The following is a 22,745-nucleotide window of genomic DNA, read 5'->3' as shown; positions in this document are numbered from 1 at the left end:
CACAACCTGAGCACAGGGACAAGCTCAGACTACGGACCGTTTGCCCACAAGGAACACCCCCTCGATGGACCTTCTCAAGACCGCGCCCGCGCGCCTGGTACTGCTACTGACCGGCACCTGGCTGGCGATTTTCCTGCTGACCCGCAGCATCCTCCTGCTGACCCACCTCAACGAAGCCGGTAGCGGCTGGCTGCCGGTGTTCGGCGTCGGCCTGCTCTATGACCTGGGCTTCCTGGCCTACGCCGCCCTGCCTCTGGGGCTGGGCCTGTTGCTGTGCCCGACAAGCCTCTGGCGCCGACGCGGCCTGCGCTGGCTGATACAGGGCCTGTTCAGCATCAGCTTGTTCGCCATGCTCTTCACCGCCATGGCGGAATGGTTGTTCTGGGACGAGTTCGGCGTGCGTTTCAACTTCATCGCCGTCGATTACCTGGTGTATTCCGACGAGGTCATGAACAACATCCTCGAGTCCTACCCCATCGGCCTGCTGATGGGCCTGCTGGCCCTGGCGGCGGTGACCCTCAGCCTGGTCCTGCGCAGGCCACTGCAGGCCGCGCTGAACGCGCCTTTGCCGTCCCTGCGCGGTCGCCTGCTCAGCACCCTGAGCCTGTTGCTGGTGGCCGCTGCCAGTCTGCAACTGCTCAGCCAGGACAGTCCGCGAGCCCAGGGCGGCAACGCCTATCAGAATGAGCTGGCGAGCAACGGCCCCTATCAATTCTTTGCGGCCTTTCGCAACAACGAACTGGACTATTCACAGTTCTATCGCAGCCTGCCCGCCGACGTGGTGGCCCGCCAGATGCGTGCCGAGTTGAACGAGCCCAATGCCCGCTTCATCGGCCAGGACCCGCTGGATATCCGCCGCGCCATCGATAACCCGGGCACCCCACGCACGCCCAATATCGTCCTGGTGACCCTGGAAAGCTTCAGCGCCAAGTACATGGGTAGCAACGGCGACGACCGCAACCTGACCCCGAACCTGGATGCGTTGCGCGCACAGAGCCTGTACTTCAACAATTTCTACGCCACCGGGACCCGCACCGACCGTGGCCTGGAAGCCATTACCCTGGCGATCCCGCCCACTCCCGGGCGTTCGATCGTCAAACGCATCGGCCGTGAAAGCGGCTTCGCCAGCCTGGGCCAGCAACTGCGCGCCGTGGGCTACGACAGCGTGTTCGTGTACGGCGGGCGCGGCTATTTCGATAACATGAATGCCTTTTTCAGCGGCAACGGCTACCGGGTGGTGGACCAGAGCAGCGTCGAGGAATCCGAAATCCACTTCAAGAACGCCTGGGGCATGGCTGACGAAGACCTCTATAGCCAGACCCTGAAGCTGGCCGATGCCGACTACGCGCAACAGCGGCCGTTCCTGCTGCAACTGATGACCACCTCCAACCATCGGCCGTACACCTACCCCGATGGGCGGATCGACATCAAGTCCGGCAATGGCCGTGATGGCGCGGTGAAATACACCGACTACGCCATCGGCGAGTTCCTCAAGGCTGCACGGCAAAAGCCCTGGTTCGACAACACGATCTTCGTGTTCGTCGCCGACCACACGGCGGGCAGCGCGGGCAAGGAAGACCTGCCCATCAGCAACTATCAGATTCCGCTGTTCATCTATTCACCCAAGCTGGTTCCAGCACGGGAAAGTGCACAGCTGGCCAGTCAGATCGACCTGGCGCCAACCCTGCTGGGCTTGTTGAACCTGGACTACGAATCGACCTTTTTCGGCCGCAACCTGCTGCAGGACAACCCGCTAGCGCCTCGGGTGCTGGTGGGCAACTACCAGCACCTGGGACTGTTCGACGGACAGGACCTGGCGATTCTCAGCCCGCGCCAGGGTCTGCGCCGCCATGACCAGGCGCTGGGCGCCAGCCGGGAATCCCGAGTGCCGGACAGCGACCCGCTGATCCAGCGCGGGATCAGTTACTACCAGAGCGCCAGTTATGGCTTCAAGCAGCAGTTGCTGGGCTGGAAAGCGCCCAAGGCAGCGGCGGATGAGCTGAGCCTGCGCTGAAGCGGTTCGCGGGCCAGCCCGCTCCTACAGAGGTCCATCGTTGTAGGAGCGGGCTGGCCCGCGAAGATTCAGATACCCCATATCCCGGGCATAAAAAAGCCCCGCCGGCTTTCACCGGCGGGGCTTTTTCAGTACAGGGGTAAGGCTGGCTTACATCATGCCGCCCATGCCACCCATGCCGCCCATGTCTGGCATGCCGCCAGCTGCAGGCTTGTCTTCCACGATTTCAGCAACAGCGGCTTCGGTGGTCAGGATCAGACCGCCGATGGACGATGCAGCTTGCAGCGCGGAACGGGTCACCTTGGTTGGATCCAGGATGCCCATTTCGATCATGTCGCCGTATTCGCTGGTAGCAGCGTTGTAGCCGAAGTTGCCGGCGCCTTGCTTGACCTTGTCCACCACCACGCTTGGCTCGTCGCCGGAGTTGGCAACGATCTGGCGCAGCGGCGCTTCGATAGCGCGACGCAGTACAGCGATACCCACGTCCTGATCGGCGTTGTCGCCTTTCAGTTCGCTGATGCCTTGCAGAGCACGGATCAGGGCTACGCCACCGCCAGGTACCACGCCTTCTTCAACGGCTGCGCGAGTAGCGTGCAGGGCGTCTTCAACGCGGGCTTTCTTCTCTTTCATTTCAACTTCGGAGCCAGCGCCAACCTTGATCACTGCAACGCCGCCGGACAGCTTGGCCAGACGCTCTTGCAGTTTTTCACGGTCGTAGTCGGACGAAGTGTCGGCCACTTGTTGACGGATCTGAGTCACACGAGCCTGGATGTCCGCTTCAACGCCAGCACCGTCGATGATGGTGGTGTTTTCTTTGGACAGGATCACGCGCTTGGCGTTACCCAGGTGCTCCAGGGTGGTGCTTTCCAGGCTCAGGCCGATCTCTTCGGAGATCACGGTACCGCCGGTCAGAACGGCGATGTCCTGCAGCATGGCCTTACGACGGTCGCCGAAGCCTGGTGCCTTGACGGCAGCGACTTTGACGATGCCACGCATGTTGTTCACAACCAGAGTCGCCAGGGCTTCGCCTTCAACGTCTTCAGCCACGATCAGCAGTGGGCGGCCGGCTTTGGCAACGGCTTCCAGCACTGGCAGCATTTCGCGGATGTTGGAGATCTTCTTGTCCACCAGCAGGATCAGCGGGCCGTCGAGTTCGGCGACCATGGTGTCCGGCTTGTTGATGAAGTAAGGGGACAGGTAGCCACGGTCGAACTGCATGCCTTCAACAACCGACAGTTCGTTTTCCAGGCCCGAGCCTTCTTCAACGGTGATCACGCCTTCTTTGCCGACTTTTTCCATGGCTTCGGCAATGATGTCGCCGATGGAGTTGTCGGAGTTGGCGGAGATGGTGCCAACCTGGGCGATAGCGCGGGAATCAGCGCAAGGCTTGGACAGACCCTTCAGCTCTTTGACGATGGCGATGGTGGCCTTGTCGATACCGCGCTTCAGGTCCATCGGGTTCATGCCGGCAGCGACGGCTTTCAGGCCCTCGTTGACGATCGACTGAGCCAGAACGGTAGCGGTGGTGGTGCCGTCGCCAGCGTCATCGTTGGCACGGGAGGCAACGTCTTTGACCAGCTGCGCGCCCATGTTTTCGAAGCGATCTTTCAGCTCGATTTCTTTGGCAACGGAAACGCCGTCCTTGGTGATGGTCGGAGCGCCGAAGCTCTTCTCGATGATCACGTTACGGCCTTTCGGGCCCAGGGTCGCTTTTACCGCGTCAGCCAGAACGTTGACACCGGTGAGCATTTTCTTGCGGGCGGAATCGCCGAATTTAACTTCTTTAGCAGCCATGATCGATATTCCTTAAATACTGTGTAGTAGCGGGAAAATACGCGGGAAATCAGCCTTCGATAACAGCGAGAATCTCGTTCTCGGCCATTACCAGCAGATCTTCGCCATCGACTTTCACGGTGTTGCTGCCGGAGTAAGGGCCAAACACCACTTTGTCACCCACTTTCACGGCCAGCGCACGTACTTCACCGTTGTCCAGCACACGGCCGGTACCTACAGCGACGATTTCGCCGCGGTTAGGTTTTTCAGCAGCCGAACCAGGCAGAACGATGCCGCCGGCAGTTTTCGATTCTTCTTCGCTGCGACGGATGACGACGCGGTCATGCAGAGGACGAAGCTTCATTGTCGATCTCTCCTAATTGTGGTTTTCAACGGCCGGTGTCGACACCGGCGGGTTAACAAATCCGGCTTTGCCGGGTGCGACTCGACAAGCGAGCCGCGGAAGTCTGTCTGGTGTCAGCACCAGAAACCTTGCGGTGACCGTTACATAAGGGCGCATAAGGTTATTACAAGGGCTGGCTGATGAATTTTTTTACATTGCCCGCGCCAAAACGAACACGGCACCCGAAGGTGCCGTGCTTTAAGGCTGAAAACTCATGAATCGCGGTGCTCGAACTCACCTTCGATGACATTGGGCTCGCGACCCAACGGCTGTTGCGGCGCGGGGCCGCCGCGGGCCGCGCGCATGTCGTCGGCGAAGGCGCGTTGGCGCAGGGCCTGTTCCTCGGCGCGCTGGCGCATCTTGTTGGCCAGCAAGCGGCGGCTGATTGGCAGCAGCATCAACAGACCGAACACATCACTGATGAAGCCGGGCAGGATCAGCAGGCCGCCGCCCAGGGCCAGCATCAGCCCTTCGAGCATCTGCTGGGCCGGCAGTTCGCCGCGGTTGAGACTTTCACGGGCACGCAGTGCCGTGGCCAGGCCAGCCACGCGCAACACCAGCACACCGAGCATCGAACCGAGAATGATCAGCAGCAGCGCCGGGAAGAACCCGATGGCCGCGCTGACCTTGACGAAGACGAACAGTTCCAGCACCGGGAACAGTAAAAAGAGCAACAGAAAAGGGCGCATCAAATGGTTTCCTCTGCGGAAGAATGCCTTCCAATAGACCGTAAATGACGTCGCCAATTCGTGAATTCAAGCGCCAACGGCCGGATTTTTCGGCCATTGATCGGCGTGAGCCAGGAAAACCAGGGCTTCGCGTACTTGTGTCGGCGTATTGCAAGGCGCCTGGAACGGCAGCCAATACAACGCTTGGCCAATGCGCAGGTGCATGCCTTCGGTGTCGATTCCAGCCAGTTGCGCCGGCTCGCTGTGCGGCAGCCCGCTCAGCTCGACGTAATGGGCAATGGCCTTGGCATGATCGCTGTTCATGTGATCCACCATGCTCGACTCGGCCTTGCCGGCGAACGGGTTGGCCAGGGTCACCTGATCAATCCAGTGGATCGCGCCAAAGCCGCCGATGTAACGATGCCGGACCGGCTTGAGTACCCAGAAGTCGAAATCGTGAGCCTTGTGATAGTTCTGCGATTCGGGGAAGTAGCGGTAGTAGCGCTCGGCGGCGGCCTCGATGGCTGCATCGTCTTCAAGCTTCTCGGCTTCGGCCAGGTAGGTCAGGCGCCCGACCGCCTGCACATCGTCGGCGTCGCGCTCACCCACCAGCAATGAACACTTGGAGTCCTTCTGCAGATTATGGGTGTGTTGGGCAATGCGACTGATCAGAATCAGTGGCCGCCCCTCGGCATCCAGGCAGTAGGGCACCACGGAGCCAAAGGGAAAACCCGGCATGGCCTTGGAGTGCGTCGACAACACGCCGCGGTATTCCTTGAGCAGCAATTCTCGTGCATTCTTCGCAGCTTCAACGCTCACTTTATGACTCCTTCTGTAAAATCCGTCGAAAACGGACGGGCGCCTGGGGCATTGTTCCAGCTACGCCAGTGGGGCAATTCTCGTCTGCAGCCAGGCCAGGCCCGGCAGTCGGTCGAGGCTCTGCCAAAAGGACAACCTCTCAAAACCTGCTAGCGGGACATGCGAATGCAACTCACTGACAAAGTAATCATTATCACCGGCGGTTGCCAAGGTCTGGGCCGCTCCATGGCCGAGTATTTCGCGGCCAAGGGCGCGCGACTGGCCCTGGTCGACCTCAACCAGGAAAAACTCGACCAGGCGGTTGCCGCCTGCCAGGCCCTCGGCGTCGAGGCCCGCGCCTATCTGTGCAACGTCGCCAATGAAGAACAGGTGAGCCACACGGTGGCCCAGGTGGCCGAGGACTTCGGCGCCATCCACGGCCTGATCAACAATGCCGGGATCCTGCGCGACGGCCTGCTGGTCAAGGTCAAGGACGGCGAGATGACCAAGATGAGCCTGGCCCAGTGGCAAGCGGTGATCGACGTCAACCTGACCGGGGTTTTCCTCTGCACCCGTGAGGTGGCGGCGAAAATGATCGAGCTGAACAACAGCGGCGCGATCATCAACATCTCGTCGATCTCCCGCGCCGGCAATATCGGCCAGACCAACTATTCCGCGGCCAAGGCCGGGGTCGCGGCGGCCACCGTGACCTGGGCCAAGGAACTGGCGCGCTATGGCATCCGCGTGGCCGGCATTGCCCCGGGCTTCATCGAAACCGAGATGACCTTGGGAATGAAGCCCGAAGCCCTGGAGAAAATGACCTCGGGGATTCCCCTCAAGCGCATGGGCAAGCCGCAAGAGATCGCCCACTCGGCGGCGTACATCTTCGAGAACGACTACTACACCGGACGCATCCTGGAGTTGGACGGCGGCCTGCGGGTCTGATCCTGTCATCGCAACGGTAGGAGCCGGCTTGCCGGCGAAAGCGATCTTGAGGGCGCCTTCGCCGGCAAGCCGGCTCCTACATGACGCCCTCGCCTGGGGTTTCAGTCGTCGCTGATGGTGATGTTGGGCATCGCCGGCGCTGCGGCTTCCTGCAATACGATGCGCGCGCCGACGTGCCGCGCCAGTTCCTGATAGACCATGGCGATCTGGCTTTCCGGCTCGGCGATCACCGTCGGCTTGCCACCGTCGGCCTGCTCGCGGATCAGCATCGACAGCGGCAGCGAGGCCAGCAGCTCGACACCGTACTGGCTGGCCAGCTTCTCACCGCCGCCCTCACCGAACAGATGCTCGGCATGACCGCAGTTGGAGCAGATGTGCACCGCCATGTTTTCCACCACGCCCAACACCGGGATGTTGACCTTGCGGAACATCTCCACTCCCTTGCGCGCATCCAGCAGGGCCAGGTCCTGGGGCGTGGTGACGATCACCGCGCCGGCCACCGGGACTTTCTGCGCCAGGGTCAACTGGATGTCGCCGGTGCCTGGCGGCATGTCGATCACCAGGTAGTCGAGGTTGCCCCAGTCGGTCTGGGTCACCAGTTGCAGCAGGGCCCCGGAAACCATCGGCCCGCGCCAGACCATCGGCGTGTTGTCGTCGGTCAGAAAGGCCATGGACATGACCTCGACCCCGTGGGACTCGATCGGCACGAACCACTTCTGGTCCTTGATCTTCGGCCGGGTGCCTTCGGCGATGCCGAACATGATGCCCTGGCTCGGCCCATAGATATCAGCGTCGAGAATCCCCACCTTGGCGCCTTCGCGGGCCAGGGCCAGGGCCAGGTTGGCGGCGGTGGTGGACTTGCCCACGCCGCCCTTGCCGGAGGCCACTGCCACCACGTTCTTGACGTTGGCCAGGCCGGGGATCTGCGCCTGGGCCTTGTGCGCTGCGATCACGCTGGTGATCTCGACCTTGGCCGCACTGACGCCATCCAGGCCTTCGATGGCCAGTTGCAGCATCTGCGCCCAGCCGCTCTTGAACAGACCGGCGGCATAACCCAGTTCCATGCGGACCGTAACCCGCTCACCCTGGACGTCGATATCCCGCACACAGCCGGCGCTGACCGGGTCCTGGTTCAGGTAAGGGTCGGTGTACTGGCGAAGGACGGCTTCCACCGCTGCGCGATTGACGGCGCTCATGGGCAACTCCGATAACAAGACTGGAAAATCAGGCGGCTATCCTACCTGTTCCGTGGCGCGGGCGGGATGCCAAAACAACATGCGGGGCCCTCGTCACTGGCCACGACAGCCGTGGAAAACCGGGCTCACAGGGTGAAATATATTTCTCGGCGCTTTATAGTGGCCGACCTCCGTTTCATCAAGTAGCCGAGCCCCATGTCCGAGCCACGCAAGATCCTCGTCACCAGCGCCCTGCCCTATGCCAATGGTTCCATCCACCTTGGCCACATGCTTGAGTACATCCAGACCGACATGTGGGTGCGCTTCCAGAAGCATCGCGGCAATCAATGCATCTATGTCTGCGCCGACGACGCACACGGCTCGGCCATCATGTTGCGCGCGGAAAAGGAAGGCATTACCCCGGAACAGTTGATCGCCAACGTCCAGGCCGAACACAGCGCCGACTTTGCCGACTTCCTGGTGGACTTCGACAACTTCCACTCGACCCACGCCGAAGAAAACCGCGAGCTGTCGAGCCAGATCTACCTCAAGCTGCGCGACGCCGGGCACATCGCCACGCGCTCCATCACCCAGTATTTCGACCCGGAAAAGAAAATGTTCCTGGCCGACCGCTTCATCAAGGGCACCTGCCCGAAATGCGGCACTGAGGACCAGTACGGCGACAACTGCGAAAAATGCGGCGCCACCTATGCCCCCACCGATCTGAAGGATCCGAAGTCGGCGATCTCCGGCGCCACCCCGGTGCTCAAGGATTCCCAGCACTTCTTCTTCAAGCTGCCGGACTTCCAGCAGATGCTGCAAAGCTGGACTCGCAGCGGCACCTTGCAGGACGCCGTGGCCAACAAGATTGCCGAGTGGCTGGATGCCGGCCTGCAGCAGTGGGACATCTCCCGCGACGCGCCGTACTTCGGCTTCGAGATCCCGGGCGAGCCGGGTAAATACTTCTACGTGTGGCTGGATGCGCCAATCGGCTACATGGCCAGCTTCAAGAACCTCTGCGACCGTCGTCCGGAGCTGGATTTCGACGCGTTCTGGGGCAAGGACTCCACCGCCGAGCTGTACCACTTCATCGGCAAGGACATCGTCAACTTCCACGCCCTGTTCTGGCCCGCGATGCTGGAAGGCGCCGGCTACCGCAAGCCGACCGGCATCAACGTCCACGGCTACCTGACCGTCAATGGCCAGAAGATGTCCAAGTCCCGCGGCACCTTCATCAAGGCCCGCACCTACCTGGAGCACCTGTCGCCGGAATACCTGCGCTACTACTACGCCTCCAAGCTGGGCCGTGGCGTCGACGACCTGGACCTGAACCTCGAAGACTTCGTGCAGAAGGTCAACTCCGACCTGGTGGGCAAGGTGGTCAACATTGCCAGCCGTTGCGCCGGTTTCATCCACAAGGGCAACGCCGGGTTGATGGTCGACAGCAATGCCGCCCCCGAGCTGACCGAGGCTTTCCTGGCCGCCGCGCCCAGCATCGCCGACGCCTATGAAGCCCGCGACTTCGCCCGCGCCATGCGCGAAATCATGGCCCTGGCCGACCGCGCCAATGCCTGGATCGCCGACAAGGCTCCATGGTCGTTGAACAAGCAGGAAGGCAAGCAGGCCGAGGTCCAGGCCATCTGCGCCACCGGCATCAACCTGTTCCGCCAGCTGGTGATCTTCCTCAAACCGGTGCTACCACTGCTGGCCGCCGATGCCGAGGCCTTCCTCAACGTCGCGCCGCTGACCTGGAACGACCACCAGCACCTGCTGGCCAACCATCAGCTCAACGAATTCAAGCCGCTGATGACGCGGATCGACCCGGTAAAAGTACAAGCCATGACCGACGCCTCGAAAGAAGACCTGACCGCCAGCCAGACCGACACCGGCGCCGCCGCGCCAGCCGGCAACGGCGAACTGGCCAAGGATCCGCTGTCGCCGGAAATCGACTTCGACACCTTCGCCGCCGTCGACCTGCGCGTCGCCCTGATCGTCAAGGCCGAAGCCGTGGAAGGTGCCGACAAGCTGCTGCGCCTGACCCTGGATATCGGTGATGAGCAACGCAACGTGTTCTCCGGAATCAAGAGCGCCTACCCGGACCCATCCAAGCTCGATGGGCGCCTGACCATGATGATCGCCAACCTCAAGCCGCGGAAAATGAAGTTCGGCATTTCCGAGGGCATGGTGATGGCTGCCGGCCCTGGCGGCGAAGAGATCTACCTGCTGAGCCCGGACAGCGGCGCCAAGCCCGGCCAGCGGATCAAGTAAGCCTCCACGCTGCCCCCATCCCCCCGTCGCGCCCAGGCGCAACGGGGGGATTTGCATATCTGGCGCCCCTGCGTGCGCGCAGAGTTTGCCTACTCTTGAGGGATAGCCTGCCCGCACCGGCCGCCACCATGACCCACTTCCTGCTCGCCCTGTTCAGCACCGCCCTGATCAACAACTTCGTGTTGCAATGGCCGCTGGGCGTCGATCCGCTGTTGCAGGCCGACGCTAGCAACCGACAACGGGTTCATGCGCTGGGGCTGGCGACCACGGGGTTGATGCTGCTCAGCAGCGTGCTGGGGCATGTCCTTTATCGTGGGCTGCTGCAGCCCTGGGGGCTGGCGGCGCTGCAATTGTTCATCTGGCTGCCATTGAACCTGTTGCTGATCAAGCCGCTGCTGAGGCTGCTGTCCCGCGTTCTGCCGCGCTTGCCGTTCGAAGGCCTCTGGCCCTTGCTGCTGGGCAATGCCGGCATGCTCGGCCTGCTGCTGATCGGCGCCCGGGACGATCTGGACCTGGCCACCCTCAGCGCCATGAGCCTGGGGGCCGGACTGGGTTTCTGGCTGGTGCTGAGCCTGTTCAGCGACCTGCGCCAGCGTATTTCCACCAACGATATTCCCCTGCCCTGGCGCGGCCTGCCGATCGACCTGATCAGCGCCGGCGTCATGGCAGTGGCGTTTTTCGGCTTCAACGGACTGATCAAAACATGAGTCTGATTCAACGCATCGATGCCCTCCTGCCCCAGACCCAATGCGGCAAGTGCGGCCATCCAGGATGCAAGCCTTACGCCCAGGGCATCGCCAACGGCGAGGCCATCAACAAGTGCCCGCCCGGCGGCCAGGAAACCATTGCCGGCCTGGCGCAACTGTTGCGATTGCCGGTGTTGGAGCTGGACCGCAGCCGCGGCGAAGCGCCGGCACAGATCGCCCATATCCGCGAGGCGGAGTGCATTGGCTGCACCAAGTGCATCCAGGCCTGCCCGGTGGACGCCATCGTCGGCGCGGCCAAATTCATGCACAGCGTGCTGATCGACGAATGTACCGGTTGCGACCTGTGCGTGGCGCCTTGTCCGGTGGACTGCATCGACATGCTGCCGCTCCCAGAAGCCAAGGTGGTACCGATTGTTGGCGGCCTGGCCACCAGCCCCGAGCAACTGCAGGCCCGCAACAGCAAGCGCGAGCAGGCGCGCCGGCGCTTCGAACAACGCAACGAGCGCTTGCAACGGCAAGAAGCCCGGCGCCTGGCCGAGCGTCAGGCGCGTGCGCAGAAAGCCGCGCAGGCTGTCGACGACAGCCAGAATCCGCTGCAGGCGGCCATCGATCGGGTCCGCGCGCAGAAAGCCGCGGCCGCCGACGCGGCGCTGAAAAAAGCCAAGATCGAGCTGGCCATGAGCCGGGCTCAATTGCACAAATCCCTCAAGGCCTTCGGCCATCCACCGACCTTCGAGCAGCAAACGCAGCTCATCGTTCTGCAGCGTCAGTTCGAAGCCGCCGAACAGGCCCTGGCGCAGCTGGAGCCGGCAGCTCCAGCTGCGGCTACCGCGGCCCCAGTGGCCAAGGACGCCGAACTCAAGCGGGCAAAGATCCAACTGGCCACCCGCCGCGCCGAACTGAAAAAGGCCCAGGCCGCGCACGCCTCCGACGCCGAGCTACAAGCCTTGAGCGCCGCCCTGGCGGCCGCCGAACAGGCGCTGCACGCCGCCGAGGACGCCAACGGCAAACCGGCCCCAGTCCTGGTGCGTGTCGAAAAGCGCCCGATCGATCCCCAACTGCGGCAACTGAAAACCGAACTGGCCTACGCCCGCGCCGAACTGCACAAACTGCAGCGCCAGCCTGACACCCATGCCGAGCAACTGGCCGAGGCTCAGGCACGCTTGCACGAAGCCGAACGCCAGGTGAAGGCCCATGCTGACCGCTGACGGCGTCGACCCGCGCCTGCGCCTGGCCATGCAACGCGTGCTGCTGGCCACGCTGCCCGGGCTGCTGGTGTTGCTGTGGTGGTTCGGCTGGGGCGTGCTGCTCAACCTGTTGCTGGCGGCATGCGGCGCCCTGGCCATGGAAGCCCTGGCGCTGTTCCTGAGAAAGCGTGCGCTGTCAGCCGGCCTGGGCGATGGCAGCGCCTTGGTCAGCGCCACATTGCTGGCCCTGGCGTTGCCACCTTACTGCCCCTGGTGGCTGCCGCTCAGCGCCGCGGCAGCTGCCATTGCCCTGGGCAAGCAGGTGTACGGCGGAGTCGGCCAGAACCCGTTCAATCCGGCGATGCTCGGATACGCCCTGGCCTTGCTGTGCTTTCCCCAGTCGATGACCCATTGGCCCGCGCCGCACGCCATGGACCTGCTCGCGGGACTGCAACAGGTGTTCGGCCTCTCTGACGGCCTGCAAGTGGATGCCTGGGCCCAAGCCACGGCGCTGGACAGTCTGCGCGTCAACAAGAGCCTGACCCTCGACGAACTCTTTGCCAGCAACCCAGCCTTCGGCCATTTCGGCGGTCGTGCCGCGCAATGGATCAACCTGGGATTTCTTGCCGGAGGCCTGTTTCTGCTGCAGCAGCGGGTCATCGGCTGGCAGGCGCCGGCGGGCATGCTGGGCAGCCTCCTGGTCATCAGCCTGGTGTGCTGGAACGGTACGGGCTCGGACTCCCACGGTTCACCGCTGTTTCATCTGCTCAGCGGCGCCAGCATGCTCGGCGCGTTCTTTATCGTCACCGAACCGGTATCGGGACCCAAGACGGAAAAAGCCCGGCTGCTGTTTGGCGTCGGCGTCGGCCTGCTGACTTACCTGATCCGGACATGGGGCGGCTACCCCGACGGCGTCGCCTTCGCCGTGCTGCTGATGAATCTGACAGTGCCGGGACTGGAACGCCTGTGCGCGGCAAAACGGGAGAACGCTTGAGCATGAAAAAGTCTGGCGGTCTGCTCCTGCTGGCCCTGCTCGGTTTCGTGGGGGTGGCGGCGACCTTGTGGCTACATGGGGTTGCGGCGCCACGTATCGTCGCTGAACAACGGGCGCTGCAGGCGCGCAAGTTGCTCGACCTGCTGCCCATCGCCCGCTACGACAACCAGCCCCTGGAGCAGCCACTGCCTCTTGAGGATGTGCAACTGGACAACAGCCGCTTGCTGCAGGGCTACCTGGCCACTCTTCAGGGCCACCCCAGCGCCGTGCTGTTGCGCAGCCAGGTGAGCGGCTACGCCGGCCCCATCGAGCTTTTGATCGCCATTGACAGCCAGGGCCGGCTGTTGGGCAGCAAGACCCTGAGACAGGATGAAACCCCCGGCCTGGGCGCCAGGATCGCTGATCAGCCCAACCCCTGGTTGCAGGGTTTTTCCGGCAAGTCCCGCGGTGATCCGGGTGATGCCGCCTGGGCCCTGAAGAAGGACAGTGGCCAGTTCGATCAGATCGCCGGTGCCACCATCACCTCCCGCGCGGTCATCAGTGCCCTACACGATGCCTTGCGCTACTTCGACGAACATCGCCAGCAACTGCTCCCGGAGGCCGTCCATGAGTAAGCCGCTGACATTGCCGGGCCTGCTGATGCTGACGCCGTTGATCGGGGCTACCGACTCCTGGGTCAAGGCCCTGGGCCTGGCCCTGGCATCCGGGCTGCTGCTGAGCTTGTTCGGAGCCGGCATGGGTCTGTTGCGGGCACAACTGCAACGCCAGCAGCAGTGGTTCGCCAGCCTGCTGCTCGGAGCGTCCCTCGGCAGTTGCCTGTGGCTGGCGCTGCAAGCATTAAGTTATGAACTGCACCAGCAGTTGAGCCTGTACCTGGGCCTGCTGCCCCTGCAATGCGTGATGTTGGAACAGGCGGGCTTCTTCCAGCACCGCGATCGGTTGCGCCTGGCCGCCGGCTTCTGTGGCGCCCTGGCACTGCTGGGCGCACTGCGCGAACTGCTGGGTACAGGCGCCTTGGGCAGCCATCTGGGCTGGCTTGTCGGCCTGAGCGGCGACAGCACCGGTTGGGTGCTGCTGCCCCAGGGCGGCTTGCGCCTGCTGACTCTGGTCCCCGGGGGCTTTATCCTGCTGGGCCTGTTGTTGGCGGCAAAGCGGGCCTGGACCGCCTCATCGCCCTTCAACCGACAGTCTTCAAGGAAATGAACCACCCATGAATGCCGCCAAACGCCTGGAAATATTTCGCCGACTTCATGAAGACAATCCCGAGCCCAAGACCGAACTGGCCTATTCCTCGCCGTTCGAGTTGCTGATCGCGGTGATTCTTTCGGCGCAATCGACCGACGTCGGGGTCAACAAGGCGACCGCCAAACTCTTCCCCGTGGCCAATACACCCGCGGCGATCCATGCCCTGGGAGTCGAAGGCCTGTCCGAGTACATCAAGACCATCGGCCTGTACAACAGCAAGGCCAAGAACGTCATCGAAACCTGCCGCCTGCTGGTGGAACGCCACAACGGCGAAGTGCCACAGACCCGGGAAGAACTGGAGGCCTTGCCCGGCGTCGGGCGCAAGACCGCCAACGTGGTCCTCAACACCGCCTTCCGGCAGTTGACCATGGCGGTGGACACCCACATTTTCCGGGTCAGCAACCGCACCGGTCTGGCCCCGGGCAAGAACGTGGTGGAAGTGGAGAAAAAGCTGCTCAAGTTCGTGCCCAAGGAGTTCCTGCTGGACTCCCATCACTGGCTGATCCTGCATGGACGCTATGTCTGCCTGGCCCGCAAGCCACGTTGCGGCAGCTGTCGAATAGAAGACCTGTGCGAATACAAGCAGAAGACTTCCGACGATTGATGAAGCATTGATTTTGCCGATGAATCGATTGAAAAAATCTTTTTTACCCGCCAGGAGAATATCGATATAAGGGGCGCCAATGGCAGTCTTAGCCTGGAGTTGACCTTATGAGCACTGGCAAAGAACAACTGGACGTAGAAGAAGACTTCATCGCCGCGGAAACAGACGATGTCGAACCGGTGGTCGAAGTGGCGAAAACCAATCTGAGCAAGCGCCGCACCATCGACAATCTTCTGGAAGAGCGGCGTCTGCAGAAACAACTGGCCGATTACGACTTTGACCTTTAGTCGCAAAAGAACCTCCATACGGAGGTTTTTTTGTGCCTGTCTTGCCGTCATGTCCGGCCGGTCAGCCTCCCGGCATGACCGGCCTTATCCGTACTTTCAGGCCTGACAGTCCAGCACCATCTCGGACGACAAGACTCAGACCAACTGATGGCGCTGGGCAAACTCGATCAGGTCAACCAGTGAGCGCGCATTGAGCTTGGCCAATAACCGTCGCTTGTAAGTACTGACCGTCTTGTTGCTCAGGCACAGGCCTTCAGCGATCTCCTTGTTACTCATGCCGTTGGTGAGCTGCTTCAATACGATCAACTCACGTCCGGAAAGAAGCTCGATCATTTCTTCCTCGCTGCTGATGCCCTGACTGGAACGAAAAGTGTGCAACGCCTCGTTGGGAAAGTAGCTGTAGCCCGCCAGTACCGCCCGTACCGCACTGATCAGTTCGGTAATGTCCTGCTGCTTGCACACGTAACCGGCGGCGCCGGCCTGCATGCAGCGCATGGAAAAGGGCCCTGGCGCTTGCAGCGTCAACACCAGGATCTTGATCGGCAAACTTCTGAACATGAGGCGAGCTATAACTTCAAGTCCATCAAGTTGCGGTATGCCAATATCCAGAATCAAGATATCGGGAAGATATTCAAGAGCCAGCTTTAATGCGTCCGTGCCGTTATCTGCTTCGGCTACTACTTCAAAACCATGACGTTCCATCAGCATGCGAACAGCGAGGCGAACAACAGGATGATCGTCCACGATCAATACTCTTTTCATAGGTCCATCCAGGTACTTAGAGTTTTTTAGAGCCCGCACAATACCCCAGAGAATTGACTCTGACACCGTGCCAAAAGGGGCTACGACCCTACGAGGACGATCCTTACAAACAATACCGATTTACCTTACAAAATAAATTAGATAAAGGTCGTTCAAGGGAAAAGACGCTTAGGATTAATCTTCAAATCAGCTACTTTTCGTACTAAAAATTCGCAGACCCAACCATCTTTTTCAGCGACAAGCGTGGCCAAGTCCGCCATCACTAACTTCATTCTGTTCAATCAACTTCTCTATCAAACCGCTGGTCTACAGCAACACGCCGCTGACTTAATCGAAGGCAAGAAAAAGCCCCGCATATAGCGGGGCTCTTTCTCAACAACTCGGGATCAGATCAGAGTCCGTCCCTTGTTGGCGGCAATACGCATGCGCAGGGCGTTGAGCTTGATGAAGCCAGCTGCGTCCGCCTGATTGTAAGCACCGCCGTCTTCTTCGAAGGTGGCGATGTTGGCGTCGAACAGCGACTCATCGGACTTGCGACCGGTCACGATCACGTTGCCCTTGTACAGTTTCAGGCGCACTACACCGTTCACGTGAGCCTGGGAAGCGTCGATCATCTGTTGCAGCATCAGGCGCTCAGGGCTCCACCAGTAGCCGGTGTAGATCAGGCTGGCGTACTTGGGCATCAACTCGTCTTTGAGGTGAGCCACTTCGCGGTCCAGGGTGATGGACTCGATCGCGCGGTGGGCACGCAGCATGATGGTGCCGCCCGGAGTCTCGTAGCAGCCACGGGACTTCATGCCGACGTAACGGTTCTCGACGATGTCCAGACGACCGATGCCGTGTTCGCCACCAATGCGGTTCAAGGTCGCCAGCACGGTAGCCGGGGTCATTTCCACGCCGTCGATGGCGACGATGTCACCGTTGCGGTAGGTCAGTTCCAGGTACTGCGGGGTATCAGGAGCCTTCTCCGGGGAGACGGTCCAGCGCCACATGTCTTCTTCGTGCTCGGTCCAGGTGTCTTCCAGCACGCCGCCTTCATAGGAGATGTGCAGCAGGTTGGCGTCCATCGAGTACGGCGACTTCTTCTTGCCGTGACGCTCGATTGGAATGCCATGCTTCTCGGCGTAATCCATCAGCTTCTCGCGGGACAGCAGGTCCCACTCACGCCAGGGAGCGATCACTTTCACGCCCGGCTTGAGGGCATAGGCGCCCAGCTCGAAACGCACCTGGTCATTGCCCTTGCCGGTAGCACCATGGGAAATGGCGTCGGCGCCGGTTTCGTTGGCGATCTCGATCAGACGCTTGGCGATCAACGGACGAGCGATGGAAGTACCCAGCAGGTACTCGCCTTCGTAGACGGTGTTGGCTCGGAACATCGGGAAGACGAAATCACGCACGAACTCTTCGCGCAGATCGTCGATGTAGATCTCTTTGACGCCCATGGCTTGCGCCTTGGCGCGGGCCGGCTCGACCTCTTCGCCTTGGCCCAGGTCAGCAGTGAAAGTCACTACTTCACAGTTGTAAGTATCCTGCAGCCACTTGAGGATCACCGAAGTGTCCAGGCCGCCCGAATACGCCAGAACGACCTTGTTAACGTCCGCCATGCCATCACTCCACGGGGTTGTACGGAAAGCCGCCAAGTCTACCGATCCACGCGGATAATTTACAGTGGCGCGACAGCTTATGACGACCAAGCGACAGATTATGTCGAGCGCGCGACGATGACAGCCGTATCAGGAGGTCGCAGCAGCGCTGGAGCCAGAGGCGGCCTGGGGCGCTGGAGTCGGCTTCTCGGTGGGTGCTACCCGCTCCAGATGCACGTTGACCCGACGGTTCTTCGCCCGGTTGGCGGCATTGGTGTTGGGCGCCAGAGGGTAACGCTCGCCATGGAAGCGCACCACGATCTGGTTTTCCGCCAGGCCGTTGGCCTTGAAGAACTCCATTACCGCCAGGGCACGACGACGGGACAGGTCACGGTTGGTCAGGCGATTGCCGCTGTTGTCCGAGTGGCCATCGAGTTCAACGTGGTTGACCGTCGGGTCGGCCTTGATGAAGTCCACCATCACCTGCAGCTTGGCCTTGGCCCGGGCATCGAGCTCGATACCCCCTCCCGGAAAACCGATCTCGCCCTGTTTCACCTGCTCGTAGTTCATCGGCAGCAGCTTGGCCATGCAGCTTTGATAGTCGCCATACGCCTTGCTGAACTTCACCGGCAACAGGCGCACTTCGGACACTCCGCCCTCACGGGAATAATTGCGCACCACAGGGCTGCGCCCCTCCAGCAGCCCGATGATCAGGCGCCCGGCCTGCATCTGGTTGCTGTTGAACAGCACTCCATCGGTGCCGGCCTTGACCGCTCCGAGGTTGATGTCGCCCCGTCCCGGCTGCCAGGGAGCCGCCGCCGCCAGTAGAGTCGCCGAGCCCCCCGCCTGCATCGGGTTGAAGCTCTTGAGACGGAAGATCGCCTGCTCGCCGGCGCGGCGAACGAACTCGCCGGAACCGAAATCGGTCACCGGTTGGATCAGGCGGCACTCGAATTTGTCACCTTCGACCGTCCACTCAATGCTCTCCAGACGGGTCTGGAAAGTGAGAGCCATCGCGGGCAGGCTGGCAAACACACTGAGCAAGGCTAGATAACGCTGGCGCACGGGAGGCTCCACTGACGTGTACAACATAAAAATCGACAGGCGTTAATACGCCATACCTTCGGGATATCGGTTGCTCGTCGCAAAACTTGATAGCGAGTGCCTGGAAGAGTCTTTTCCGGTAGCATTCCCCCGAGTTTTACCCGCCTGGAACCTCCAATGTCCGACCGCCTGACCCTGCTGCGTCCCGACGACTGGCATATTCATCTTCGCGATGGTGCCGTGTTGCCCAATACAGTCGCAGATGTCGCGCGCACCTTTGGCCGCGCCATCATCATGCCCAACCTGGTACCTCCGGTGCGCAACGCCGTGGAAGCCGACGCCTATCGCCAGCGCATTCTCGCTGCGCGCCCGGCCGGCAGCCGCTTCGAGCCGCTGATGGTGCTCTACCTGACCGACCGCACCCAGCCGGACGAGATCCGCGCGGCCAAGGCCTGTGGCTTCGTGCACGCCGCCAAGCTGTATCCGGCCGGTGCGACCACCAACTCGGATTCGGGCGTGACCAGCATCGACAAGATCTTCCCGGTGCTCGAAACCATGGCCGAAGTCGGCCTGCCGCTGCTGATCCACGGTGAGGTGACCCGTGGCGAGGTCGACGTCTTCGACCGCGAGAAAATCTTCATCGACGAGCACATGCGTCGTGTGGTCGAGCGCTTCCCCAGCCTGAAAGTGGTGTTCGAGCACATCACCACCGGTGAAGCCGTGCAGTTCGTCAACGAGGCTTCGGCCAACGTCGGCGCCACCATCACCGCGCACCACCTGCTGTACAACCGCAACCACATGCTGGTGGGCGGTATTCGTCCGCACTTCTATTGCCTGCCGATCCTCAAGCGCAACACCCACCAGGAAGCCCTGCTGGATGCGGCCACCAGCGGCAGCCAGAAATTCTTCCTCGGCACCGACTCCGCGCCCCACGCCCAGCATGCCAAGGAAGCCGCTTGCGGTTGTGCCGGCTGCTACAGCGCCTACGCCGCGATCGAGCTGTATGCCGAAGCGTTCGAACAGCGCAATGCCCTGGACAAGCTGGAAGCCTTTGCCAGCCTCAACGGTCCGCGCTTCTACGGCCTGCCGGCCAACACCGATCGCATCACCCTGGTTCGTGAAGAATGGACCGCCCCCGCCAGCCTGCCGTTCGGCGAGCTGACTGTCATTCCGCTGCGCGCCGGTGAAAAACTGCGCTGGCGCCTGCTGGAGGATCACTCGTGAGTGACGACCATTTCGACGACGAACAAGACGGCAGCAGTGGCGGCCCCCGCCATCCGATGGCGGCGCGCTTTCGCGGTTACCTGCCGGTAGTCGTCGACGTAGAAACCGGGGGGTTCAACTCGGCCACCGATGCCCTGCTGGAGATTGCCGCGACCACCATTGGCATGGACGAAAAGGGCTTTGTGTTCCCCGAACACACCTATTTCTTCCGTGTCGAGCCTTTTGAAGGCGCGAACATTGAAGCCGCGGCCCTGGAGTTCACCGGGATCAAGCTCGACCATCCTCTGCGCATGGCCGTCAGCGAAGAAACCGCCCTCACGGATATTTTCCGCGGCGTGCGCAAGGCGCTGAAAGCCAACGGCTGCAAACGCGCGATCCTGGTAGGCCACAACAGCAGTTTCGACCTGGGCTTCCTCAACGCCGCCGTAGCGCGACTGGACATGAAGCGCAACCCGTTCCACCCGTTCTCCAGCTTCGACACCGCCACCCTGGCTGGCCTGGCTTACGGCCAGACCGTTCTGGCCAAGGCCTGTCAAAGCGCGGATATCGACTTCGACGGTCGTGAGGCCCACTCGGCCCGCTACGACACGGAAAAGACCGCCGAACTGTTCTGCGGCATCGTCAACCGCTGGAAGCAAATGGGCGGCTGGCAGGATTTCGACGACTGATCGTTCCCTGGTCGAGTTGAATCGCCCGCATAAAAAAACCGGCCCTGAGGCCGGTTTTTTTATGCGTGACGCCAAGCTTACAGCTTGCCGGCGTTCTCGCTCAGGTAAGCAGCAACGCCTTCTGGGGAGGCGGTCATGCCCTTGTCGCCTTTCTTCCAGTTGGCAGGGCAGACTTCGCCGTGCTCTTCGTGGAATTGCAGAGCGTCGACCAGACGGATCAGCTCTTCCATGTTGCGGCCCAGCGGCAGGTCGTTGACGATCTGCGAACGGACAACACCTTTGTCGTCGATCAGGAATGCGCCACGGAACGCCACGCCACCTTCGGACTCGACGTCATAGGCCTTGGCGATCTCATGCTTCATGTCAGCAGCCATGATGTATTGAACCTGACCGATGCCGCCGGCATTGATCGGGGTGTTACGCCAGGCGTTGTGGGTGAAGTGCGAGTCGATGGAAACAGCGATCACTTCTACGTTGCGAGCCTTGAAGTCGGCCATGCGGTGGTCCAGAGCGATCAGCTCGGACGGGCAAACGAAGGTGAAGTCCAGTGGGTAGAAGAACACCAGGCCGTATTTGCCTTTGATGGCCGAGGACAGGGTGAAGCTGTCGACGATTTCGCCATTGCCGAGAACGGCCGGTACGGTGAAGTCAGGGGCTTGTTTGCCTACGAGTACGCTCATTGGATATCTCCTGGTGTGGACGTAGTAATGAAGAAGGGGATTGGCCTTGAGTCTGCCACGCAGATGCGACAGCTCTGTGACCCGACCCCGCTTCGCAAGGACCGACCATCATACACCGCGTCTTTGAGCTGTCCTTAACGGTTTTTCGTCAGCCCGGCTCACAAAGCAGAAAATGCGAATCATCTGTCACCATCGCTAACAAAACCGTTCGTCACCCCGGGATAAAACGACCGCAAAGGCGGCCGAAACCACTTTGACAATCATTCTCGTTAACATTAAGATCCATCGCAATTGAGCCCTAACCAGCGACGGTTCTCATCCTATGTATGTCTGCCTCTGCACCGGTGTCACCGACGGACAAATTCGCGAAGCGATCTACGAAGGTTGCTGCAGCTACCGTGAAGTGCGCCAGGCCACCGGCGTCGCCAGCCAATGCGGCAAATGCGCGTGCCTGGCCAAACAAGTGGTTCGCGAAACCCTGACCGAATTGCAGAGCAGCCAAGCAGCCATTCCCTACCCCGTGGAATTTAATGTTGCTTGATGTGCCGAATAAATAGCTGCATTTGAAACAACCGGACCTAGCGCCCGGTTTTTTTATGTCTGTAATTCAATCGCTTAGGTGCAAAACGCGGAACACAAACATTCTTATTCCGATTAATTTTCATATATTATTCAATAACTTAGGTTTGACAGTAATGTTTGTGCGGCTCAGACTCTGCTCTTATTTCACTAATTAAAGGGCAGGACCCCAACATGAAAGGCGACATTACAGTCATCCAGCATCTCAATAAAATCCTTGCCAATGAACTGGTCGCGATCAATCAGTACTTCCTGCATGCACGCATGTATGAAGACTGGGGCCTGAACAAGCTGGGCAAGCACGAGTACCACGAATCCATCGACGAGATGAAGCATGCGGACAAGCTGATCAAGCGCATCCTTTTCCTCGAAGGCCTGCCCAACGTCCAGGACCTGGGCAAGTTGCACATCGGCGAACACACCAAGGAAATGCTCGAGTGCGACCTGCGCATCGAACGCACCGGCCACGCCGACCTCAAGGTTGCCATCGCTCATTGTGAATCGGTTGGCGACTTCGGCAGCCGTGAACTGCTGGAAGACATTCTGGAATCCGAAGAAGAACACATCGACTGGCTGGAAACCCAACTGGGCCTGATCGACAAAGTGGGTATCGAGAACTACCTGCAATCGCAAATGGGCGACGAGTAACCAACGCCCAAGCAATAAAAAAGCCCCGCCCTCGTAAGAGAGGCGGGGCTTTTTATTGAACGCGAATAAGCAGTTCGCGTCAGGCTTCGGTCTTGGCAGCCGCTTTTTCGGCAGCAGCCTTGATCAGGCTCTGCAGCTCACCATTGGCAAACATTTCAGCCATGATGTCGCTACCGCCGACCAACTCACCGGCCACCCACAGTTGTGGGAAAGTTGGCCAGTTGGCGTACTTGGGCAGGTTGGCGCGAATCTCTGGGTTTTGCAGGATGTCCACGTAAGCGAACTTCTCACCACAGCCCATTACGGCCTGAGCGGCTTTTGCGGAGAAGCCACACTGCGGGGCATTCGGCGAGCCTTTCATGTAGAGCAGAATGGTGTTGTTGGCAATCTGCTCTTTAATAGTTTCGATGATATCCATGGAACACCTCGGCTGAACTTTCCGACTCTGTTGTCGGCACGGTGGCGCATTGTAACGGAATCCTGAGCGCC

At 60.9% G+C, this 22,745-nt stretch carries 24 protein-coding genes; 14 read left to right on the top strand and 10 right to left on the bottom strand.

Features of this window, described 5'->3' with window-relative positions:
- The first annotated feature begins 64 nt into the window (after window positions 1–64).
- Window positions 65–2,014 carry an LTA synthase family protein gene (locus DNK59_RS01970; protein ID WP_110722111.1) on the top strand — a complete coding sequence of 650 codons (1,950 nt, stop codon included), beginning with the start codon at window positions 65–67 and terminating at the stop codon, window positions 2,012–2,014.
- Window positions 2,015–2,164: 150 nt separating this feature from the next.
- Here DNK59_RS01970 and groL read toward each other — a convergent pair whose 3' ends face one another.
- The 4 genes from groL to DNK59_RS01945 all read right to left on the bottom strand — a co-directional run bounded on the left by groL (window position 2,165) and on the right by DNK59_RS01945 (window position 5,677).
- Window positions 2,165–3,808, bottom strand: a complete 1,644-nt coding sequence (groL, locus tag DNK59_RS01965; RefSeq protein ID WP_092311049.1) for a chaperonin GroEL — start codon at window positions 3,806–3,808, stop codon at window positions 2,165–2,167.
- A gap of 49 nt (window positions 3,809–3,857) precedes the next feature.
- On the bottom strand, window positions 3,858–4,151 hold the full coding sequence (locus DNK59_RS01960; RefSeq protein WP_011063093.1) for a co-chaperone GroES: 294 nt from the start codon (window positions 4,149–4,151) through the stop codon (window positions 3,858–3,860).
- A 251-nt stretch (window positions 4,152–4,402) separates the two neighbouring features.
- Window positions 4,403–4,879, bottom strand: a complete 477-nt coding sequence (locus tag DNK59_RS01950) for an FxsA family protein (RefSeq protein WP_011063094.1) — start codon at window positions 4,877–4,879, stop codon at window positions 4,403–4,405.
- Between the two features lie 66 nt (window positions 4,880–4,945).
- Window positions 4,946–5,677 (bottom strand): HugZ family protein, encoded by a 732-nt coding sequence (locus DNK59_RS01945; RefSeq protein WP_092311046.1) that lies wholly within the window; start codon window positions 5,675–5,677, stop codon window positions 4,946–4,948.
- A 165-nt stretch (window positions 5,678–5,842) separates the two neighbouring features.
- Here DNK59_RS01945 and DNK59_RS01940 point away from each other — a divergent pair, with 165 nt between their 5' ends.
- On the top strand, window positions 5,843–6,601 hold the full coding sequence (locus tag DNK59_RS01940; protein WP_092311043.1) for an SDR family oxidoreductase: 759 nt from the start codon (window positions 5,843–5,845) through the stop codon (window positions 6,599–6,601).
- Window positions 6,602–6,702: 101 nt separating this feature from the next.
- Here the strand turns inward: DNK59_RS01940 and apbC are convergent, their stop codons facing one another.
- Window positions 6,703–7,797 carry an iron-sulfur cluster carrier protein ApbC gene (gene apbC / locus DNK59_RS01935; RefSeq protein ID WP_110722109.1) on the bottom strand — a complete coding sequence of 365 codons (1,095 nt, stop codon included), beginning with the start codon at window positions 7,795–7,797 and terminating at the stop codon, window positions 6,703–6,705.
- 195 nt (window positions 7,798–7,992) lie between these two features.
- Between apbC and metG the strand changes: the two genes are divergently transcribed.
- From metG to DNK59_RS01895, 8 genes are all read left to right on the top strand, one after another.
- Window positions 7,993–10,044 (top strand): methionine--tRNA ligase, encoded by a 2,052-nt coding sequence (gene metG / locus DNK59_RS01930; protein ID WP_092311037.1) that lies wholly within the window; start codon window positions 7,993–7,995, stop codon window positions 10,042–10,044.
- A 128-nt stretch (window positions 10,045–10,172) separates the two neighbouring features.
- Window positions 10,173–10,751, top strand: coding sequence for an Rnf-Nqr domain containing protein (locus tag DNK59_RS01925; protein WP_110722108.1), 579 nt, complete (start codon window positions 10,173–10,175; stop codon window positions 10,749–10,751).
- A complete protein-coding gene (gene rsxB / locus DNK59_RS01920; protein ID WP_110722107.1) occupies window positions 10,748–11,959 on the top strand; it encodes an electron transport complex subunit RsxB in 1,212 nt (403 codons plus the stop codon). Before DNK59_RS01925 ends, rsxB begins: the two co-directional genes overlap by 4 nt.
- Window positions 11,946–12,932 (top strand): RnfABCDGE type electron transport complex subunit D, encoded by a 987-nt coding sequence (locus DNK59_RS01915; protein ID WP_110722106.1) that lies wholly within the window; start codon window positions 11,946–11,948, stop codon window positions 12,930–12,932. Before rsxB ends, DNK59_RS01915 begins: the two co-directional genes overlap by 14 nt.
- Window positions 12,933–12,934: 2 nt before the next feature.
- Window positions 12,935–13,546 (top strand): RnfABCDGE type electron transport complex subunit G, encoded by a 612-nt coding sequence (locus DNK59_RS01910; protein ID WP_110722105.1) that lies wholly within the window; start codon window positions 12,935–12,937, stop codon window positions 13,544–13,546.
- Complete coding sequence (locus tag DNK59_RS01905) at window positions 13,539–14,135, top strand: Rnf-Nqr domain containing protein (protein WP_110722104.1); 597 nt, start codon at window positions 13,539–13,541, stop codon at window positions 14,133–14,135. The genes DNK59_RS01910 and DNK59_RS01905 overlap by 8 nt, the downstream gene beginning before the upstream one ends.
- A 7-nt stretch (window positions 14,136–14,142) precedes the next feature.
- Window positions 14,143–14,781, top strand: a complete 639-nt coding sequence (gene nth / locus DNK59_RS01900) for an endonuclease III (protein ID WP_016965326.1) — start codon at window positions 14,143–14,145, stop codon at window positions 14,779–14,781.
- A gap of 107 nt (window positions 14,782–14,888) precedes the next feature.
- A complete protein-coding gene (locus DNK59_RS01895) occupies window positions 14,889–15,068 on the top strand; it encodes a PA3496 family putative envelope integrity protein (RefSeq protein ID WP_016965325.1) in 180 nt (59 codons plus the stop codon).
- Window positions 15,069–15,203: 135 nt separating this feature from the next.
- Here DNK59_RS01895 and DNK59_RS01890 read toward each other — a convergent pair whose 3' ends face one another.
- The 3 genes from DNK59_RS01890 to DNK59_RS01880 all read right to left on the bottom strand — a co-directional run bounded on the left by DNK59_RS01890 (window position 15,204) and on the right by DNK59_RS01880 (window position 18,478).
- Window positions 15,204–15,830 (bottom strand): response regulator transcription factor, encoded by a 627-nt coding sequence (locus DNK59_RS01890; protein ID WP_092311016.1) that lies wholly within the window; start codon window positions 15,828–15,830, stop codon window positions 15,204–15,206.
- A 386-nt stretch (window positions 15,831–16,216) separates the two neighbouring features.
- Entirely contained in the window at window positions 16,217–17,434 is a 1,218-nt protein-coding gene (locus DNK59_RS01885; RefSeq protein WP_016965323.1) for an argininosuccinate synthase, read from the bottom strand.
- Window positions 17,435–17,563: 129 nt separating this feature from the next.
- Window positions 17,564–18,478, bottom strand: coding sequence for an OmpA family protein (locus tag DNK59_RS01880; RefSeq protein ID WP_110722103.1), 915 nt, complete (start codon window positions 18,476–18,478; stop codon window positions 17,564–17,566).
- Window positions 18,479–18,634: 156 nt separating this feature from the next.
- Between DNK59_RS01880 and pyrC the strand changes: the two genes are divergently transcribed.
- Complete coding sequence (pyrC, locus tag DNK59_RS01875) at window positions 18,635–19,681, top strand: dihydroorotase (RefSeq protein ID WP_110722102.1); 1,047 nt, start codon at window positions 18,635–18,637, stop codon at window positions 19,679–19,681.
- Entirely contained in the window at window positions 19,678–20,349 is a 672-nt protein-coding gene (rnt, locus tag DNK59_RS01870; protein WP_110722101.1) for a ribonuclease T, read from the top strand. Before pyrC ends, rnt begins: the two co-directional genes overlap by 4 nt.
- A 77-nt stretch (window positions 20,350–20,426) precedes the next feature.
- On the opposite strand, the gene DNK59_RS01865 is transcribed toward rnt, so the two are convergent.
- The gene (locus DNK59_RS01865; RefSeq protein WP_011063111.1) at window positions 20,427–21,029 is read right to left on the bottom strand and encodes a peroxiredoxin; all 603 of its coding nucleotides are present in this window, start codon (window positions 21,027–21,029) and stop codon (window positions 20,427–20,429) included.
- 322 nt (window positions 21,030–21,351) lie between these two features.
- On the opposite strand from DNK59_RS01865, the gene DNK59_RS01860 reads away from it, so the two are divergent.
- Window positions 21,352–21,570 carry a bacterioferritin-associated ferredoxin gene (locus tag DNK59_RS01860; RefSeq protein WP_011063112.1) on the top strand — a complete coding sequence of 73 codons (219 nt, stop codon included), beginning with the start codon at window positions 21,352–21,354 and terminating at the stop codon, window positions 21,568–21,570.
- A 212-nt stretch (window positions 21,571–21,782) separates the two neighbouring features.
- On the top strand, window positions 21,783–22,256 hold the full coding sequence (gene bfr / locus DNK59_RS01855) for a bacterioferritin (RefSeq protein WP_092311010.1): 474 nt from the start codon (window positions 21,783–21,785) through the stop codon (window positions 22,254–22,256).
- A 79-nt stretch (window positions 22,257–22,335) separates the two neighbouring features.
- Here bfr and grxD read toward each other — a convergent pair whose 3' ends face one another.
- Window positions 22,336–22,674: a Grx4 family monothiol glutaredoxin gene (gene grxD / locus DNK59_RS01850; RefSeq protein ID WP_011063114.1), complete on the bottom strand. Its 339-nt coding sequence runs from the start codon at window positions 22,672–22,674 to the stop codon at window positions 22,336–22,338.
- Window positions 22,675–22,745: the final 71 nt, after the last annotated feature.

It is taken from the genome of Pseudomonas sp. TKO26 (assembly GCF_003225665.1).
Taxonomy (GTDB): domain Bacteria; phylum Pseudomonadota; class Gammaproteobacteria; order Pseudomonadales; family Pseudomonadaceae; genus Aquipseudomonas; species Aquipseudomonas saponiphila.
Note: the sequence above shows the minus strand (reverse complement) of the source record. Positions and strands in the feature narration are given on the sequence as shown.

Coding starts and splice junctions, on each gene's coding strand:
- DNK59_RS01970 (WP_110722111.1), top strand. CDS start 65: ATGGACCTTCTCAAGACCGCGCCCGCGCGCCTGGTACTGCTACTGACC.
- groL (WP_092311049.1), bottom strand. CDS start 3,808: ATGGCTGCTAAAGAAGTTAAATTCGGCGATTCCGCCCGCAAGAAAATG.
- DNK59_RS01960 (WP_011063093.1), bottom strand. CDS start 4,151: ATGAAGCTTCGTCCTCTGCATGACCGCGTCGTCATCCGTCGCAGCGAA.
- DNK59_RS01950 (WP_011063094.1), bottom strand. CDS start 4,879: ATGCGCCCTTTTCTGTTGCTCTTTTTACTGTTCCCGGTGCTGGAACTG.
- DNK59_RS01940 (WP_092311043.1), top strand. CDS start 5,843: ATGCAACTCACTGACAAAGTAATCATTATCACCGGCGGTTGCCAAGGT.
- apbC (WP_110722109.1), bottom strand. CDS start 7,797: ATGAGCGCCGTCAATCGCGCAGCGGTGGAAGCCGTCCTTCGCCAGTAC.
- metG (WP_092311037.1), top strand. CDS start 7,993: ATGTCCGAGCCACGCAAGATCCTCGTCACCAGCGCCCTGCCCTATGCC.
- DNK59_RS01925 (WP_110722108.1), top strand. CDS start 10,173: ATGACCCACTTCCTGCTCGCCCTGTTCAGCACCGCCCTGATCAACAAC.
- rsxB (WP_110722107.1), top strand. CDS start 10,748: ATGAGTCTGATTCAACGCATCGATGCCCTCCTGCCCCAGACCCAATGC.
- DNK59_RS01915 (WP_110722106.1), top strand. CDS start 11,946: ATGCTGACCGCTGACGGCGTCGACCCGCGCCTGCGCCTGGCCATGCAA.
- DNK59_RS01910 (WP_110722105.1), top strand. CDS start 12,935: ATGAAAAAGTCTGGCGGTCTGCTCCTGCTGGCCCTGCTCGGTTTCGTG.
- DNK59_RS01905 (WP_110722104.1), top strand. CDS start 13,539: ATGAGTAAGCCGCTGACATTGCCGGGCCTGCTGATGCTGACGCCGTTG.
- nth (WP_016965326.1), top strand. CDS start 14,143: ATGAATGCCGCCAAACGCCTGGAAATATTTCGCCGACTTCATGAAGAC.
- DNK59_RS01895 (WP_016965325.1), top strand. CDS start 14,889: ATGAGCACTGGCAAAGAACAACTGGACGTAGAAGAAGACTTCATCGCC.
- DNK59_RS01890 (WP_092311016.1), bottom strand. CDS start 15,830: ATGAAAAGAGTATTGATCGTGGACGATCATCCTGTTGTTCGCCTCGCT.
- DNK59_RS01885 (WP_016965323.1), bottom strand. CDS start 17,434: ATGGCGGACGTTAACAAGGTCGTTCTGGCGTATTCGGGCGGCCTGGAC.
- pyrC (WP_110722102.1), top strand. CDS start 18,635: ATGTCCGACCGCCTGACCCTGCTGCGTCCCGACGACTGGCATATTCAT.
- DNK59_RS01865 (WP_011063111.1), bottom strand. CDS start 21,029: ATGAGCGTACTCGTAGGCAAACAAGCCCCTGACTTCACCGTACCGGCC.
- DNK59_RS01860 (WP_011063112.1), top strand. CDS start 21,352: ATGTATGTCTGCCTCTGCACCGGTGTCACCGACGGACAAATTCGCGAA.
- bfr (WP_092311010.1), top strand. CDS start 21,783: ATGAAAGGCGACATTACAGTCATCCAGCATCTCAATAAAATCCTTGCC.
- grxD (WP_011063114.1), bottom strand. CDS start 22,674: ATGGATATCATCGAAACTATTAAAGAGCAGATTGCCAACAACACCATT.